This is a genomic window from Rhizobium album (assembly GCF_003122325.1).
Lineage (GTDB): Bacteria > Pseudomonadota > Alphaproteobacteria > Rhizobiales > Rhizobiaceae > Metarhizobium > Metarhizobium album.
In genome coordinates, this window is record NZ_QFBC01000008.1 from 148,914 (window position 1) to 164,487 (window position 15,574).

The 15,574-nt window shown below is 59.2% G+C and carries 13 protein-coding genes and 1 riboswitch; of the genes, 11 read left to right on the forward strand and 2 right to left on the reverse strand.

The genetic code is table 11. The features are described 5' to 3' along the window. Nucleotides 1-12: 12 nt before the first annotated feature. A complete protein-coding gene (locus DEM27_RS18285) occupies nt 13-1,941 on the reverse strand; it encodes a methyl-accepting chemotaxis protein (RefSeq protein WP_165823478.1) in 1,929 nt (642 codons plus the stop codon). Nucleotides 1,942-2,440: 499 nt separating this feature from the next. On the opposite strand from DEM27_RS18285, the gene DEM27_RS18290 reads away from it, so the two are divergent. The 5 genes from DEM27_RS18290 to DEM27_RS18305 all read left to right on the forward strand — a co-directional run bounded on the left by DEM27_RS18290 (nt 2,441) and on the right by DEM27_RS18305 (nt 8,577). After that, nucleotides 2,441-2,956, forward strand: a complete 516-nt coding sequence (locus tag DEM27_RS18290; protein ID WP_109459686.1) for a putative pterin-binding protein — start codon at nt 2,441-2,443, stop codon at nt 2,954-2,956. Further along, complete coding sequence (locus DEM27_RS18295; RefSeq protein WP_109459687.1) at nt 2,953-5,169, forward strand: ATP-binding protein; 2,217 nt, start codon at nt 2,953-2,955, stop codon at nt 5,167-5,169. Before DEM27_RS18290 ends, DEM27_RS18295 begins: the two co-directional genes overlap by 4 nt. A 13-nt stretch (nt 5,170-5,182) precedes the next feature. Then, on the forward strand, nt 5,183-6,274 hold the full coding sequence (locus tag DEM27_RS18300) for an HD domain-containing phosphohydrolase (protein ID WP_109459688.1): 1,092 nt from the start codon (nt 5,183-5,185) through the stop codon (nt 6,272-6,274). Between the two features lie 38 nt (nt 6,275-6,312). Next, the gene (locus tag DEM27_RS33620) at nt 6,313-6,639 is read left to right on the forward strand and encodes a hypothetical protein (RefSeq protein ID WP_128755526.1); all 327 of its coding nucleotides are present in this window, start codon (nt 6,313-6,315) and stop codon (nt 6,637-6,639) included. A 66-nt stretch (nt 6,640-6,705) separates the two neighbouring features. Beyond that, a complete protein-coding gene (locus DEM27_RS18305) occupies nt 6,706-8,577 on the forward strand; it encodes a methyl-accepting chemotaxis protein (RefSeq protein ID WP_109459689.1) in 1,872 nt (623 codons plus the stop codon). Between the two features lie 82 nt (nt 8,578-8,659). On the opposite strand, the gene DEM27_RS18310 is transcribed toward DEM27_RS18305, so the two are convergent. After that, nucleotides 8,660-8,896, reverse strand: a complete 237-nt coding sequence (locus tag DEM27_RS18310; protein WP_245445916.1) for a hypothetical protein — start codon at nt 8,894-8,896, stop codon at nt 8,660-8,662. Nucleotides 8,897-8,975: 79 nt separating this feature from the next. Between DEM27_RS18310 and DEM27_RS18315 the strand changes: the two genes are divergently transcribed. From DEM27_RS18315 to DEM27_RS18340, 6 genes are all read left to right on the forward strand, one after another. Next, nucleotides 8,976-9,905 carry a LysR family transcriptional regulator gene (locus tag DEM27_RS18315; RefSeq protein ID WP_165823479.1) on the forward strand — a complete coding sequence of 310 codons (930 nt, stop codon included), beginning with the start codon at nt 8,976-8,978 and terminating at the stop codon, nt 9,903-9,905. Between the two features lie 234 nt (nt 9,906-10,139). Beyond that, nucleotides 10,140-10,362, forward strand: a riboswitch (cobalamin riboswitch). Between the two features lie 242 nt (nt 10,363-10,604). Then, nucleotides 10,605-10,826, forward strand: coding sequence for a glutaredoxin-like protein NrdH (gene nrdH / locus DEM27_RS18320; protein WP_109459692.1), 222 nt, complete (start codon nt 10,605-10,607; stop codon nt 10,824-10,826). Between the two features lie 12 nt (nt 10,827-10,838). Next, complete coding sequence (gene nrdI / locus DEM27_RS18325; protein ID WP_109459693.1) at nt 10,839-11,255, forward strand: class Ib ribonucleoside-diphosphate reductase assembly flavoprotein NrdI; 417 nt, start codon at nt 10,839-10,841, stop codon at nt 11,253-11,255. Continuing rightward, the gene (gene nrdE, locus DEM27_RS18330; protein ID WP_109459694.1) at nt 11,225-13,378 is read left to right on the forward strand and encodes a class 1b ribonucleoside-diphosphate reductase subunit alpha; all 2,154 of its coding nucleotides are present in this window, start codon (nt 11,225-11,227) and stop codon (nt 13,376-13,378) included. Before nrdI ends, nrdE begins: the two co-directional genes overlap by 31 nt. Nucleotides 13,379-13,401: 23 nt before the next feature. Continuing rightward, nucleotides 13,402-14,376, forward strand: a complete 975-nt coding sequence (nrdF, locus tag DEM27_RS18335) for a class 1b ribonucleoside-diphosphate reductase subunit beta (RefSeq protein ID WP_109459695.1) — start codon at nt 13,402-13,404, stop codon at nt 14,374-14,376. 19 nt (nt 14,377-14,395) lie between these two features. Next, nucleotides 14,396-15,427 (forward strand): GlxA family transcriptional regulator, encoded by a 1,032-nt coding sequence (locus DEM27_RS18340; protein ID WP_109459696.1) that lies wholly within the window; start codon nt 14,396-14,398, stop codon nt 15,425-15,427. Nucleotides 15,428-15,574 lie beyond the last annotated feature (147 nt).

Sequence of the window (15,574 nt, forward strand, 5' to 3'; positions counted from 1 at the left end):
GCCGTTTCGCCATCAAAACTCTTGCCAGTCGTCCTGCCTTGCGGCGACGGCCGTGTTGCCGACGAAAGCTTTCGCCAGGCGCCGGTTGATTTCCCTCACCGGCAAGGAAGCAGTATCGGACTTGCCACGGAAAGCAACCGCTGCGACATGCGCATCCCGATGGGACAGCTTGAAGAGTTGCAGAAGTTCGTTGAGCGACCCCACTTCGCGGGACAGACTGTGCGTCGCGGCAGTCGTCTCTTCGACCATTGCGGCATTCTTCTGGGTATCCTGGTCCATCTGGTTGACGGCGGAGTTGATCTGCTGCAGTCCAGACGACTGCTCCTGCGCCGCCTCGGCGATGGCGGCAACATGCCGGTTGATCTCCTGCACCTCCGAGACGATCGCAGCGAGCGTCCGGCCCGTGTCCGCAACGAGCTGGACCCCTTCCGAAACCTGCGTTTCCGAAGTGTTGATCAACGCCTTGATCTCTTTTGCCGCCTTGGCCGAACGCTGTGCCAGTTCCCTGACTTCCTGGGCAACGACCGCAAAGCCCTTTCCAGCCTCACCTGCGCGAGCCGCTTCGACCCCGGCGTTCAATGCCAGCAGATTGGTCTGGAAGGCGATCTCGTCGATCACGCCGATGATGTTGCTGATCTCGCGAGAGGACTTCTCTATCTGCTCCATCGCGCTGACCGCCCGCCGAACCACTTCACCGGAATGCTCGGCGTGGCGTCGAGCCCCAACGACCAACTCTCCCGCCTCCCGGGCGCGCTTGGCTGTATCCTTGACGACGGTCGTGATTTCCTCGAGAGCGGCTGCGGTTTCCTCGACGGCCGCCGCTTGCTGCTCACTTCGTTTCGCCAGGTCGTCGGTCGCGGCCTTGATCTCGTTTGCACCGGCATCGATACCGCGCGCGTTCTCTGAGACACGACGCAACGCGTCCTGGAGCTTCTCGGCGGAACTGTTGAAATCGCCACGGACAGGATCGAGCGTCGTCGTGAACGGTGTGTCGATCCGATAGGAGACGTCGCCTCCGGAAAGCTTGGACAGGCCGTCGGCGAGACTGTCGACGGCAAATTTCACCTCGGCGGCTTCCCTTGCCTTCTGGGCTTCGCTTTCCAGCCGCTGGGTTTCGCTTCGGCTGCGGGCTTGCTCGGCGTCATGTTCAAGGCGCACACGCTCGATTGCATTTTCGCGGAAGACTTGCACGGCGCCCGCCATGGCGCCGATTTCGTCGCCTCGTTCTGTGAACGGCACCGCGCCCTGGGCATCCCCGCCAGCGAGCTTGCGCATCACATCGGTAATCCGCTGGATCGGGTTGGCCACGCGCGCGACGACTAGATAGATGCCGAACAGGCTGATCAGAATGGCGATGGAGGCGATGCCGAGAGAAACGAAGAAGGCCTGGTTTGCTGCCTGATCCGCGGCTGTTATCTCTGTGCCGGTCTCTTTCATGATGAAGGCGACGAGCTCGGCGATCTTTTCGTTCGTCTGCGCTGCGATCGGCTTCATCTGGGTGTTGAACAATGTCCGGGCGCCTTCGAGGTCATGATTCCTGATGCGCTCCAGATAGGGTGCGCTGCCGGCGATGTAGGCTTCTGCCAATGAGCGGATATCGCCGATCAGCTTTCGCCCGGTCGGAGAGAAGACGCCTGCCTCGTATTTCGTCAGGGACTGATCGAGTTTGACCTTCGCCGCTTCGAAAGACTGTGATTCCGCCGCAAATTCGTCTGCTTCGGTCACCAGCGCAAATCTTGCCAGACCAAGACGGATATCAGCGAAATCGCTCTTCACCTCACGCGAGGAGAGCAATCGCTCGATCCAGAAGTTGCCGACCTTTTCCGCGGATGCGGTAATCGAGTAAATATTCCGGAGGGCTACGAAGGAGAAAAGAGCGACAACCACGATGATCGCGCTCATAAGCGTGATGAGAGCCGTCTTGATAGTCATGTTTTTCATGGCAGTGCACTACTCGGTACAGGAGCACATCATTGTGCGGGGAGAGGGTGGACACGCAGGTGCGTGGCAATCGATTTTATGCCGGAGCTATCTGCCGCGCAGACATGCGGCGTACGATGCAGCCTGATGCTGCAAGACCACGTGAAAGGGCTGACCTGCTCGTGGCAACCGGATTTTTGCAGATTTATCGACAGACCACTTTGCGCAAGATCAAACAACTCGGACTATTCGCCGGCGGCCAACCGACTTTCATTCAACGAACATGTCATGTTTTTTGTCATATCGCTCAAATCGTAAACAGCTTATTTAAACTCCGTAAAACTTTATGCCCTAATTTTTGGGTTGTCCCAGCCTGAAAGGGTCAAGCCGGCATGACGCCGGCGCTCTCGCAGTCCCGCGAGATCGAGCGGACCGCTGATCAACAAGAGGCTCCAGCCGAACCTTGGGCAGTCGTGACCGGCTGCGCAGAGATGCTTCCGTCCGTTCCTTGCGAGGCCCCATGAATGCCCTATCCAAATTGACTGCAACCATTCTGGCGGTCGCCAGCTTCACAATCGCATCGCCGGCTCGCGCACTCGACAAGCCGACAGGCGACGTCATTCTCACGGTCCGCGGACCGGACCTGAAAAACGCAAATGCCGGCGATACGGCACAGTTCGACCGGGACATGCTGCAGGCCCTGGAAAAACGCACCGGCGCGATGGAGACACCTTGGACATCGGGCAAGGTCGAATTTTCGGGACCGCTTCTGCGTGCAGTCCTTTCCGCCGCAGGCGCGCACGGGCAAAAGCTCAAGATCATCGCGCTCAACGACTACTCCGCCGAGATCCCGTACGAAGACGCCACCAAGCTCGACACGATGCTGGCCCTGACGATGAACGGCAAGGACATGTCCGTCCGTGACAAAGGCCCGCTTTTTCTCGTCTACCCCTTCGATCTGGACCCAAGCCTCTTCAACGAGAAATATTTCGCGCGCTCCGTCTGGCAGATCAAGGAAATCGAGGTTTCGGAGTGATCAAGCAGGCACGCCACAACGGAGACGTGATCCGCCGAGCCAGCAAGACCACCGTCGTGCTGCAGGTCTTTTCCGTCGCGTTGCTGTTGGGCCTCGCCTTTATGGCGGTCGATATCGTGAAACGTTACTCGACCCTTCAGGACGGGATTCGGGAAAATGCCCTCTGGTCGGTCTATCAGTTCGATCGGGAGGCGCGCAGGCTGCACGAGCTTGTCCATCTCTATCTCGCACAGGGGCCTCAATCGGGCATCGCTGTGAAAACGCTGACGACACGATACGATATCCTTTATTCCCGCATGAACATTCTCGAGCAGGCGAACTTCGAGCGTCAATTCGTGCTGAACCCCGAAATCGGGCAAAGGATAGCCGCTATCCAGGATACGGTTTACGGAATCGTCGCGCCGTTCGACGCTCTCGCGGCGGGCAAGGACGTCGCCAAGGAACAATTGCTGGAGGTCGACGGGAAGCTCGAGACCCTGCTCGGGGCAACCGAAGACCTCGTCATTTTCACCAACAACTGGGTGAGCACCAACAGGGCCGAGAAACGCAGCGGACTGATGACGCTGCAGGTGCAGACCGTCGTTCTTGTCGGGTTGCTCGTCGCCTGCGTGTTTTTCCTTATTTTCAATCTTCGCCGCCAGCTTCGGTCCGTGAGGCGGGCCGGCCTCGATCTCGAGGCGATGGCCACGGAACTCAACGAGTCCTACCTGGCTGCCGAAGCGGGCAACCGTGCGAAGTCTCAGTTCATGGCGACAATGGGCCATGAAGTCCGCACACCGCTCAATGCCATCCTCGGCACGGCCGAACTTCTTGAACTTCAGACGCTCCCGCAAGGCATGCTGGCGGGTGTCCAGACCATCCGCCGATCCGGCAATGCCCTGCTTGAGCTGATCAACGAGATCCTCGATTACGCAAAAATCGAGCATGGCAACGTGGACGTCGAGATGCGGCCGGTCGGCGTCAGGGCTCTGGCCGAAAGCACCATCGAAATGGTCCGCGATCGCGCCTCCGAAAACGGAAATCTGCTGGAACTGGCCCTTCCGGACAATTTCACGATGCCCGTCATCCTTTCGGATCCGACCCGATTGCGGCAGATCACGCTCAATCTGCTCAGCAATGCCATCAAATTCACCAAGGACGGCGTTGTAACCCTGCGTATCGCCGAACTTGTAACGAGCGGGCCAGGATGCCTTCGCGTCGAAGTGTCCGACACGGGAATTGGCATTGACAATGCCAGCATCGACAAGCTCTTCCAGCCGTTTTCGCAGGTCGATTCCTCCATCAGCCGTAAATATGGCGGCACCGGCCTCGGTCTGACGATTTGCAAGCAGATCGTTGAGGCCATGGACGGACGGATTGGCGTGGAAAGCGTCCGCGGCAAAGGCAGCACGTTCTGGTTCGAGATCCCGGTCAAGCCGGCGAGGATCGAGGAGAGCGAAGATCACGGCATGCACGACGCGCAGGCAGCGGTCGCCCTCAAGACCCTGCACATCCTTCTCGTCGAAGACAATGCCGTCAACCAGCAGGTCGCCGCCGGTTTCCTTCGTCATCTCGGCCAGAATGTCAAAATCGCCAATGACGGTTTCGAAGCGATCTCCGCCTTCGAAAACGATAAATTCGACCTGATCCTGATGGACATGCAGATGCCCAATCTGGACGGCATCGAGGCGACGCGTCGCATACGCGCATTGCCGGACGGCCAGGCGGTCTCCATCATCGCGATGACCGCCAATGCGTCCGAGGACGACAGACGGTTGTGCCACGAGGCAGGCATGACCGGCTTTGAAACCAAGCCCGTCACCATGCCGAAACTGCGCGATATCATCGCGCGAACGGAACAGATCGTCGATCCCGGCCAAATGGCTTCCGTCAAGGCGGCGCCGCCAGAACGCGACAGTGAATTCGACACGCTCTATGAACAGCGGCGCGCCGAGCTTATCGAAGCGCTCGGCGAGGAGGGCTTCAACGAGTTGCTCGACAGTTTCTTCGAAGATGCGCGCGAGATCATTTTGAAATTACGCTCGACGGCTTCCCCGAAAGACCAACAGACTATCGACCACCTGCTGCACGCCATGAAAGGCGCCGCAGCCAGCGTGGGACTTGGCGAAATCGCTGCCACGGCTCAGGCATTTCGCTCCGGAGACTTCTCGCCAGGCCGGCTTGAAGAACTGGAGCATCTGCTGGACGCCCAGAAACATCGGCTGGCCGCATGAACAAGGAAAAGACATGAGAATCCTCCTCGTCGACGACAACAAAACCAATCTGACCTTCCTGACCAAACTTGTCGCCAAGCTGGAGGGATGCGTGGCACTGCCGTTCGACAATCCGGTCGACGTTCTTGGAGAAATGCCGGGCCTGAATTTCGATATTGCGATAATCGATTTTCAGATGCCGAACTACAACGGCGTCGAGCTGATGACCGAAATTCTTCGGTTCGAGGGCTACCAGAACAAGCCGGTCGTATTCGTGACCGCCGATGGCGACAGTGCCGTCCGCATGGCCGCGTTGAATGCCGGAGCGATCGATTTCCTGACAAAGCCCGTCAATCCGCTCGAATTTCAGGCCCGCATGCGCAACCTTGTGGCATTGGTGACCGCGCAGAACAAGCTGGCCGACACCGCCGAATGGCTGCGGACCGAGGTGGAAAAAGCGATCCTGGAACTGCGTGCCCGGGAAGAAGAGATCATCGAACGCCTGACGATCGCGGCAAGCTACAAGGATGCAGAGACTGCAAAGCACACGAAGCGCGTGGGCTGCTATTCGGAAGCGATCGCCGCCGCCTACGGTCTCGACCGCCAGACATGCTCGGACATTCGTCTGGCATCGCCCATGCACGATATCGGCAAGGTCGCTATACCGGATGCCGTGCTGCTGAAGAAGGGCAAACTCACGGAGCAGGAATTTGCCTCGATGCAGAACCACACTCTGGCCGGTTCGGACATCCTGCGCGAATCCAGATCAAGCCTGTTGCAGATGGCCGCCGAGATCGCCGCCAGCCATCACGAGCGCTGGGACGGTCAAGGCTATCCGTTCCGCCTGTCGGGGGAACGCATCCCGCTGGCCGGCCGGATCGTTGCAATCGCCGACAATTTCGATGCGCTGACGACGGCGCGCCCTTACAAGGAAGCCTGGAGCGTCGAGCGGACCGTATCGCACATTCGCGAGCGCGCCGGCAGCCAGTTCGATCCGCTATGCGTCGACGCCTTTCTCAAGGCTTTGCCCGCGATCATGAAAACAATGCTGGAGAACCGCGAAGAACCTGCTGGCGAGATCACGCCGCGGTTCGAAGATCTCAATATGCTCCAGATGGCGATCTGAAGCGTGTCGCGCAAAACCGCGCAGCGATTTCAGGCATCATGCCGCAGCCGAACGTAAACCAAGCGCGTTCAGCGGCCGGGCGGTCGCCGCCGATTTCGCGTGCGCATTTCGATCAGCCGGCGTTCGACATCGCGGTGCCGGCGATCTCTCCCTGCGGGTCAGAGTGGCTCGGGAACTCTTTCCGTTCGGGGCGCCGCTTCACCGTAAAAATTCAGCAAGTCTCCCAAAAGACAGGCGAATTCGGCTTCACGACAAAATCGAGTTTATTATTTATTAAATTTCCTATCTTAATTTTAGATCAGGTTTTCGAGGAAGAGGTCTCGAGGGCCTTACCACCAGTTCCGGATCCTTCGGAGGGAGCATGATACTGGCTGGTCCGCCCGGATTTCCCGGATTTTCGTATTTTATGTTTCTTTTTCGCTGGAGCCATTATGTCCCGTTTTCGGATCTCCACCCGGCTTTACCTGCTGGTTGGGCTGTCATTGCTGGTTGTTGCCATCGCCATGGTGTTCAACCTTTCGACTACCGCGTCCGAACTTCTGGAGGAGCGTAAAACTCTTCTCCAGACGGTTGACCAGGTTGCCCTGTCGATCGTCGAGAAAAAGTTCGCTGAAATCAAGGCAGGCTCCATCACCGCGGAGCAGGCGCAGAAGGAGGCACTCCAGGAACTGGAAGCCGTGCGTTACGGAGAAAGCGGGTATCTCTGGGTGAATGACCTCCATCAGATCGTTCTGATGCATCCGTTCAAGCCCGAACTCAACGGCAAGGACGTGACGGATATGAAGGACCCCGACGGCAAGGCGTTGTGGGTCGAGTTCGTGAACGTCGCAAAGACGCAGCACAGCGGCTTCGTCGAATATCGCTGGCCGAAGCCGGGTGTCGAAGAGCCGGTTCGAAAAATCTCGCACGTTGCTCTGTTCGAGCCCTGGGGATGGGTTATCGGCAACGGTGTTTACGCCGACGATCTCGATGCAAAATTCTGGCGCAGCGCGAGAAGCGCCTTCATCATCGCCGGCCTGGGCAGCCTGTTCATGGTGCTGGGTGCGTTTTCGATCATCAGGTCGGTTACGCAGCCTGTCCAGAGACTGCGTCTGGCCATGAACCGGATTGCCGAAGAGGACTTCGCGGCGGACGTGCCGGACGTTGCGCGCGGCGACGAAGTCGGGGACATGGCCCGCACGCTGGTTGCATTGCGCGATTCCGTCAATGCGCGCGTCCAGGGTCGCGTCGCGGCGGCTGAAGAGCAGCGGGCCCTGATCGACTACGAACGCGCCGAGGCAGAACGGATCCGTGCCCAACATGCCGACAACCTCGGGCTGGTGGTGAGGGAACTGGGCGCCGGCCTGGCACGACTTGCAGATTGTAACATCCGGATCACCATCGACGAACCTTTCCCGGCCGATTTCGAACCGCTGCGCAAGGATTTCAACAATTCGATCGCGACGTTCCAGGCAACGCTCGAGCAGGTTCTCCAGCAGACGCGGGCGCTGCAGGGCAATGGTCAGGAAATGCATCAGGCCGCGGATAATCTGGCAAAAAGGACCGAACAGCAGGCTGCGGCGCTGGAGCAGACCTCGGCCGCCCTTGAACAGGTCACCGCAACCGTGAAGGCCTCCTCCATCCGCACGCAGGACACCCGCAAGCTCGTGCTCGACGCCAAGGAGTGCGCGGGGGCATCCGGCAGGGTGGTGCGCCAGGCCGTCGATGCCATGCATCGCATCGAGACGGCCTCCAACGAGATCAACCAGATCATTGGCGTGATCGACGAGATTGCCTTCCAGACGAACCTGCTCGCCTTGAATGCCGGCGTCGAAGCTGCGCGCGCCGGTGAGGCGGGCAAGGGTTTTGCCGTCGTCGCGCAGGAAGTGCGGGAACTCGCACAGCGCTCGGCCCGGGCTGCCAAGGAGATCAAGGGCCTGATCGTCAATTCGGCGAATGAAGTCTCCTCCGGCGTCCGCCTGGTCGGAGAAACCGGCTCGGCACTTGATACGATTCAAGGCTTCGTGTCGGCGATCGATGAAAATGTCGATGCGATCGCAACTGCTTCGGCCGAGCAGGCACTCGGGCTTCAGCAGATCAGCGCCGCCGTGAACGATATCGACCAGATGACACAGCAGAATGCCGCAATGGTCGAGGAGACCACTGCCGTCAGCTATACGCTTGCCGAAGGATCGGGCATCCTGGCCTCGCTCGTCGGTCGCTTCAAGCTCAACCGGCGCGGAACCATTCGTGAGCCGGGTTCCGACGCGGCGGATGCAGGGTGGAGACGCTCCCATGTCGGCCGCGTTGCTCGCGCTGCCTGATCACAAGTAAAGCAGGTCGCCGAAATCCAGCGGCGGCCTGCCAAAGCCTTGCGCTGCCATGAAGTTCTTCCGGCGCAGGTCCCTAGTACAAATCAATCGAACGGCCATGCTGACGGAGATACTGCACAATTTCGGATAGAAGGTGTTCCCTGAAGCCGAAGGAACGAGAAATCGAGTTGAGCCGCTTCACCGAGCCGGGATCGCTATTTTCTTCGCCGCTCAGGCAATAGTGAGCATCGCCGATCGCACAGATCTCGAATCCTGCTTCCACGATCGCCGTGACGAATGCAGGAATATCTTCTTCTCTCATGATAGTCATAAACCGGCCCCCTGCTCGTCCCATGAGTGATTCGAGCGGACCAAGGAAATGAAATCATTTATTCCGGATCATGCACACAATGAATAACAGGGTCGATCTCAACCTGTTGGCGGTCTTCGACGCAGTTGCGAGCACACGTTCGGTTACCAAGGCAGCCGAACGCTTGTCACTCAGCCAGCCGGCGGTCAGTCATGCGCTGAACAGGCTGCGCGACAAGCTTGGCGATCCCCTGTTCGTCCGCGGAAGCGATGGCTTGCGCGCCACGCCGCGTGCCCTTGAAATGATGGAACCGATCAAGGAAATCCTCAGCTCATCGCAAGCTGTGTTCGCAATGGGCGCCTATGATCCCGTCGTCGATCCACGACGATTTCGGCTGGCTGCCAGCGAGTACGCGATTTCGACCCTTATCCGGTTTCTTATAACGCAGATTTGCGAGAAAGCGCCAAAGGCGGTGCTCGAGGTACTGCCCTTCGGCCCATCGGTGCTGCCCGACCTCGAATCCGGCGCACTGGACTGCTGCTTCTGGGCAGGCCCGCTTCCCAATAGCCCCTGGATTGGTAAGCCGCTGTTCACCGAGCGCCTGGTGGGCCTGATTTCCCAGACACATCCCCTGGCGGACAAGGCGAAACATCAAGCCATAACGCTCGACGATTACCTTGCCTATCCGCATATCACCGTCTCGATGAAAGACCCCTTTCGAAGCCAGATTGAAACCGCTCTGGACGAGATGGGACGGACGCGCACCGTCAGCGTTTCCACCCACAGCTTTGCCGCCAACATAGCGTCGCTTTTGACCAGTGAGCTGATAACCAGCCTCCCCTCGCGGCTTGCGGAAAACGCCTTGGAGGCGGGACTCGTGAGCTTCGAAGTGCCTTTGAGCATCCCCGATTTCACATATTCGCTGGTCTGGCACCGGCGAACCGATACCGATCTCGCGATGATATGGTTTCGCGATCTGGTCTCCACCCTTGCACAGGATGTCATACGCCGAGCATCGGGTGATGTTTGAGAGGCCTCGGCACGGGTCGCGCTTTCCTTTGATTTTCTGTTGTTTTCCGATTTGCCGGTGGCTCTCGGAACCCGAGGCGCTCACCCAGCGGCGGGGGTGATCGTTAGATTGCGTTTCCCGTTGCCGCAGGGGCTCCTCATACTCCCGACATGCCGGCCCGGCCGAAACCGGGTTCGTTCTTCAAATTGTTGTTGAGAAACGTTTCAAGCTGTTGACGTTCGGCGGGAGAATTATACCATATATAGCGTTAGAGGTTCCTTGATTCGAGAGAATTGAAGGCTAAGACGGGAATACGGTGCGCGGCTTCCATATGGAAACCGCTATGCCGGAGCTGCCCCCGCAACTGTAAGCGGCGAGCGTGCGTTCCATCAAGCCACTGGCGCCGGAGGGTGCTGGGAAGGCGGAATGCATGTGACGACCTGCAAGCCAGGAGACCTGCCTCGAGCAAAACGTCCACGGGCGGGGTGTCCGGATGGCGAACGGGTGTGTTGCGGAATGAGCCCGCGGCCATCGTTCTCCGTTCACCCTGCAAAACACTTCGGGGTGAAGTCCATGTCCAGCTTTTCCGATCCGCATCGCCGCGAATAGCGATACTCCATGCCGGCAAACGATCCGGCTGCTTCCTTATCGATCCTTTCAGGCGGACATCGGCGGATGTCCGCGCCTTATCGCATGTCCATATCATATACGAGGCCATTCATGACCATCACCGTCTACAGCAAACCCGCCTGCGTCCAGTGCACCGCAACGACCCGCGCGCTCGATCGTCAAGGCGTCGAATATACCATCATCGATGTTTCCGCCGACTCCGCGGCCTTCGAACTCGTTCAGGGCCTCGGCTACCGCCAGGTTCCCGTCGTCATCGCCGGCGACCGGCACTGGGCCGGCTTCCGCCCCGACATGATCGGCGCGCTGGCGTGACCGGCCGTCGCGATGGGACTGATCGTCTATTTTTCCAGCCGTTCTGAAAACACCCATCGTTTTGTCGGCAGGACCGGCCTGGATTCAAAGCGGATTGCCGCTGGTCCTGCAAAGGATGATCTGCGGGTCCGCGAACCTTTCGTCCTGATCGTCCCGACCTATGCGGGCGAGGGCGGCAAGGGAGCCGTTCCCAAACAGGTTATCCGTTTTCTCAACGACGCGGATAACCGCTCGAACCTTCGCGGCGTCATCGCCGCGGGCAACAGCAATTTCGGCGCGACCTTCGGGATCGCCGGCGACATCATCTCGGCGAAATGCCGGGTGCCATACCTCTACCGGTTCGAACTGCTCGGAACCGACGAGGATGTCGCCAATGTCAGGCACGGATTGGAACGATTTTGGACACGCTCACGCTCGAACGACCTTTGAAGGCGGCCGAACAGACCCTCGACTATCATGCGCTGAACGCGATGTTGAACCTCTATGACGACGAGGGAAGGATACAGCTCGACAAGGACAGGCTGGCGGCACGGCACTATTTCCTCAGCCACGTCAACCAGAACACCGTCTTCTTCCATAACCTGCGCGAAAAACTCGATTATCTGGTGGACGAAGGCTATTACGAGCAGGAGGTTCTCGACCAGTATGCCTTCAATTTCGTGCGCGATCTTTTCGATCTGGCCTATGCGAAGAAGTTTCGCTTCCCGACCTTTCTCGGCGCCTTCAAATATTACACCAGCTACACGTTGAAGACGTTCGACGGGAAGCGGTATCTCGAACGCTACGAAGACCGCATCTGCATGGTGGCGCTGACGCTGGCGCAGGGCAACGAGCAACTGGCCCGCGACATGGTCGAGGAGATCATTTCCGGCCGCTTCCAGCCGGCGACGCCGACCTTCCTCAATGCCGGCAAGAAACAGCGCGGCGAACTCGTCTCCTGCTTCCTGCTACGCGTCGAGGACAATATGGAATCGATCGCCCGCGGCATCAATTCGGCGCTGCAGCTGTCGAAGCGCGGCGGCGGCGTGGCCCTGTCGCTCACCAACATCCGCGAGGCGGGTGCGCCGATCAAGCAGATCGAAAACCAGTCGTCGGGCATCATCCCGGTGATGAAGCTTCTGGAAGACAGTTTTTCCTACGCCAACCAGCTCGGCGCCCGGCAAGGAGCCGGTGCGGTCTACCTGAACGCCCATCATCCCGACATCATGCGGTTCCTCGATACCAAGCGGGAAAATGCCGACGAGAAGGTCCGCATCAAGACGCTGTCGCTCGGTGTCGTCATCCCCGACATTACCTTCGAACTGGCGAAGAACAACGAGGACATGTACCTGTTCTCGCCTTACGATGTGGAACGCGTCTACGGCGTCGCCTTCACCGAGGTCTCGGTGACGGAAAAATACCGCGAGATGGTCGCCGACAGCCGCATCCGCAAGAAGAAGATCAGGGCACGCGACTTCTTCCAGGTGCTGGCCGAAATCCAGTTCGAGAGCGGTTATCCCTACATCATGTTCGAGGATACGGTGAACCGGGAAAACCCGATCGCCGGGCGCATCACCATGAGCAATCTCTGCTCGGAAATCCTGCAGGTGAGCGAGGCGAGCACATATAACGACGATCTTTCCTACAAGGTGATGGGCAAGGACATCTCCTGCAATCTCGGTTCGCTGAACATTGCCGCCACGATGGATTCGGCCGATTTCGGCAGGACGATCGAGACCGCGATCCGGGCCTTGACCGCCGTCTCCGACATGAGCCACATTTCTTCGGTGCCGTCGGTCGAGAAGGGCAACGACGACAGCCACGCGATCGGCCTCGGCCAGATGAACCTGCACGGCTATCTCGCCCGCGAGCGCATCTTCTACGGTTCGGAGGAAGGCATCGATTTTACCAACATCTATTTCTACACGGTCACCTATCACGCCATCCGCGCCTCAAACCGGCTGGCGGCCGAGCGTGGCAGGAGCTTCAAGGGGTTCGAGGAATCGAAATATGCTTCCGGCGACTATTTTGACAAATATACCGAACGGCAATGGCTGCCGGCGACGGCGCGCGTGCTTGACCTGTTCGAGAAAGCCGGGATCGACATCCCGACGCAGGAGGACTGGCGGGCGTTGAAGCAGGCCGTGATGACATCCGGGCTCTACAACCAGAACCTGCAGGCCGTGCCGCCGACCGGCTCGATCTCCTACATCAACCATTCGACATCCTCGATCCATCCGATCGTTTCGAAGATCGAGATCCGCAAGGAGGGCAAGATCGGCCGCGTCTATTATCCCGCCGCCTTCATGACCAACGACAATCTCGACTACTACCAGGATGCCTACGAGATCGGCCCGGAGAAGATCATCGACACCTATGCCGCAGCGACGCAGCATGTCGACCAGGGCCTGTCGCTGACGCTGTTCTTCCGCGACACCGCGACGACGCGCGACATCAACCGGGCGCAGATCCATGCCTGGAAAAAGGGCATCAAGACCATATACTACATCCGCCTGCGACAGATGGCGCTTACCGGCACGGAAGTGCAGGGCTGCGTTTCCTGCGCGCTTTGATACCGGCTGCAAAGGACAGAGCCATGAACATGCAATTCAAGCCGGCCAGCCGCATCCGCGCCATCAACTGGAACCGCATCGAGGACGACAAGGACCTTGAAGTCTGGAACCGTCTCACCGGCAATTTCTGGCTGCCGGAAAAAGTGCCGCTCTCCAACGACATTCCCTCCTGGGCAACGTTGCGGCCCGAGGAACAGCAATTGACCATCCGGGTCTTTACCGGCCTGACGTTGCTCGACACCATCCAGAACGGCGTCGGCGCGGTGAAGCTGATGGCGGATGCGGTGACGCCGCATGAGGAGGCGGTGCTCTCCAACATCTCCTTCATGGAGGCGGTGCATGCGCGCTCCTATTCCTCGATCTTCTCGACGCTGTGCCTGACGCCCGATGTCGACGACGCCTATCGCTGGTCGGAGGAAAACGAATTCCTGCAGAAGAAGTCGGCGCTGATCATGGAGCAATATGCCTCCACGGATCCGCTGAAGAAGAAGGTCGCCAGCGTTTTCCTCGAAAGCTTCCTGTTCTATTCCGGCTTCTACCTGCCGATGTTCTGGTCGAGCCGGGCAAAACTCACCAACACCGCCGACATGATCCGCCTGATCATCCGCGACGAGGCGGTGCACGGCTATTACATCGGCTACAAGTTCCAGCGCGGGCTGGAGCGATTGTCCGGGGAGCGCCGGCAGGAGATCAAGGATTTCGCCTTCGACCTGCTGCTCGAACTCTACGACAATGAAGCGAAATACACGCAAGCGCTCTACGACGGCGTCGGCCTGACCGAGGACGTCAAGAAATTCCTGCATTACAACGCCAACAAGGCGTTGATGAACCTCGGCTACGAAGCGCTTTTCCCACCGGAGGCATGCAAAGTGAACCCGGCCATCCTCTCGGCGCTCTCACCCAATGCCGACGAGAACCACGACTTCTTTTCCGGCTCGGGCTCGTCCTACGTCATCGGCAAGGCGGTGGCGACGGAAGACGAGGACTGGGACTTCTGAACATCCGGAGAGAACGTCGATGACGATATCAGTGCCAAAGCCGGCGACAGCCGATGGTTCCAGTCAAAAGCTGCGAATCGGTTTCATCCTCGCCAGATCCTTCACGTTGTCGGCCTTTGCCCTCTTCGTCGATACGCTGAGGCTGGCGAGCGATGAACTGGACCGCTCGGGACGCGTGCTTGCCGACTGGCACGTGCTCAACGGCAGCCGCAATCTCATCCCATCGAGCTGCGGCGTGCAGGTGGCGCCGACATCGGACTTCATCGACCCGGTGCATTTTCACTACATCGTCGTCGTCGGCGGCCTTTTGACCGCAAAGGAGCCCGTCGATCGCGATACGATCGCCTATCTCCACCGCGCCAGCGCGGCCAAGGTGCCGCTGATCGGCGTGTGTACCGGCACGTTCATCCTCGCGGCGGCCGGATTGATGAAACAGCATCAGACCTGTGTCAGCTGGCTGCATTTTCAGGCTTTCCGGGAGCAGTTCCCGGATCATCGCGTACGGTCGGACCGGCTCTACAATCTGGATCGCAATCGCGGCTCCTGTGCCGGCGGCAGCAGCGCCGCCGACATGGCGGCGTCGATCGTCCGGCGCTATATCAGCAAGGCCGCCGAACGAAACGCCATGGAAGTCCTGCAGATCGAAAAAGCGCGGTCGCACCTGCATATTCAACCCCGGCGCCCCCTGGCGATCGACAGCGCGGATACGCGGATAAGAGCCGTGCTGATCCTGATGGAAGGACATCTCGACGGCACCATAACGATCCCGAAGATGGCCGCCGCAGTCGGCCTGTCGCGGCGGCAGTTGGAGCGGCTGTTCCTGAGCGAGGTCAAGATGTCACCCATGGTCGTCTACAAGAAGGTCAGGATGGAACACGCCAAGACGCTGCTCATGCGTGGACCGGCGCCGCTCATCGAGATCGCCGTCGAAGTCGGCTTTTCCAGCGCCTCGCATTTTTCGCGGGTGTTCAAGGCTCTTTACGGCATAACGCCGACGCAGTTGCGCTCGGATGCGCTGACCGGCGACAGGGCCGCAGCCAAATCGGCCTGATCGATCGTTGGGACAGCGGCCTGACGCACCGGCATGGAGACTGCCTGCCGGCTGCGGCATTGCAATGGCCGTGCGCCATATCCGGCCATTGCAAGCTTCCCACGTCGATGGTCTTCGCGCATTCGGCGTGAAAAGACAGCGACGTGA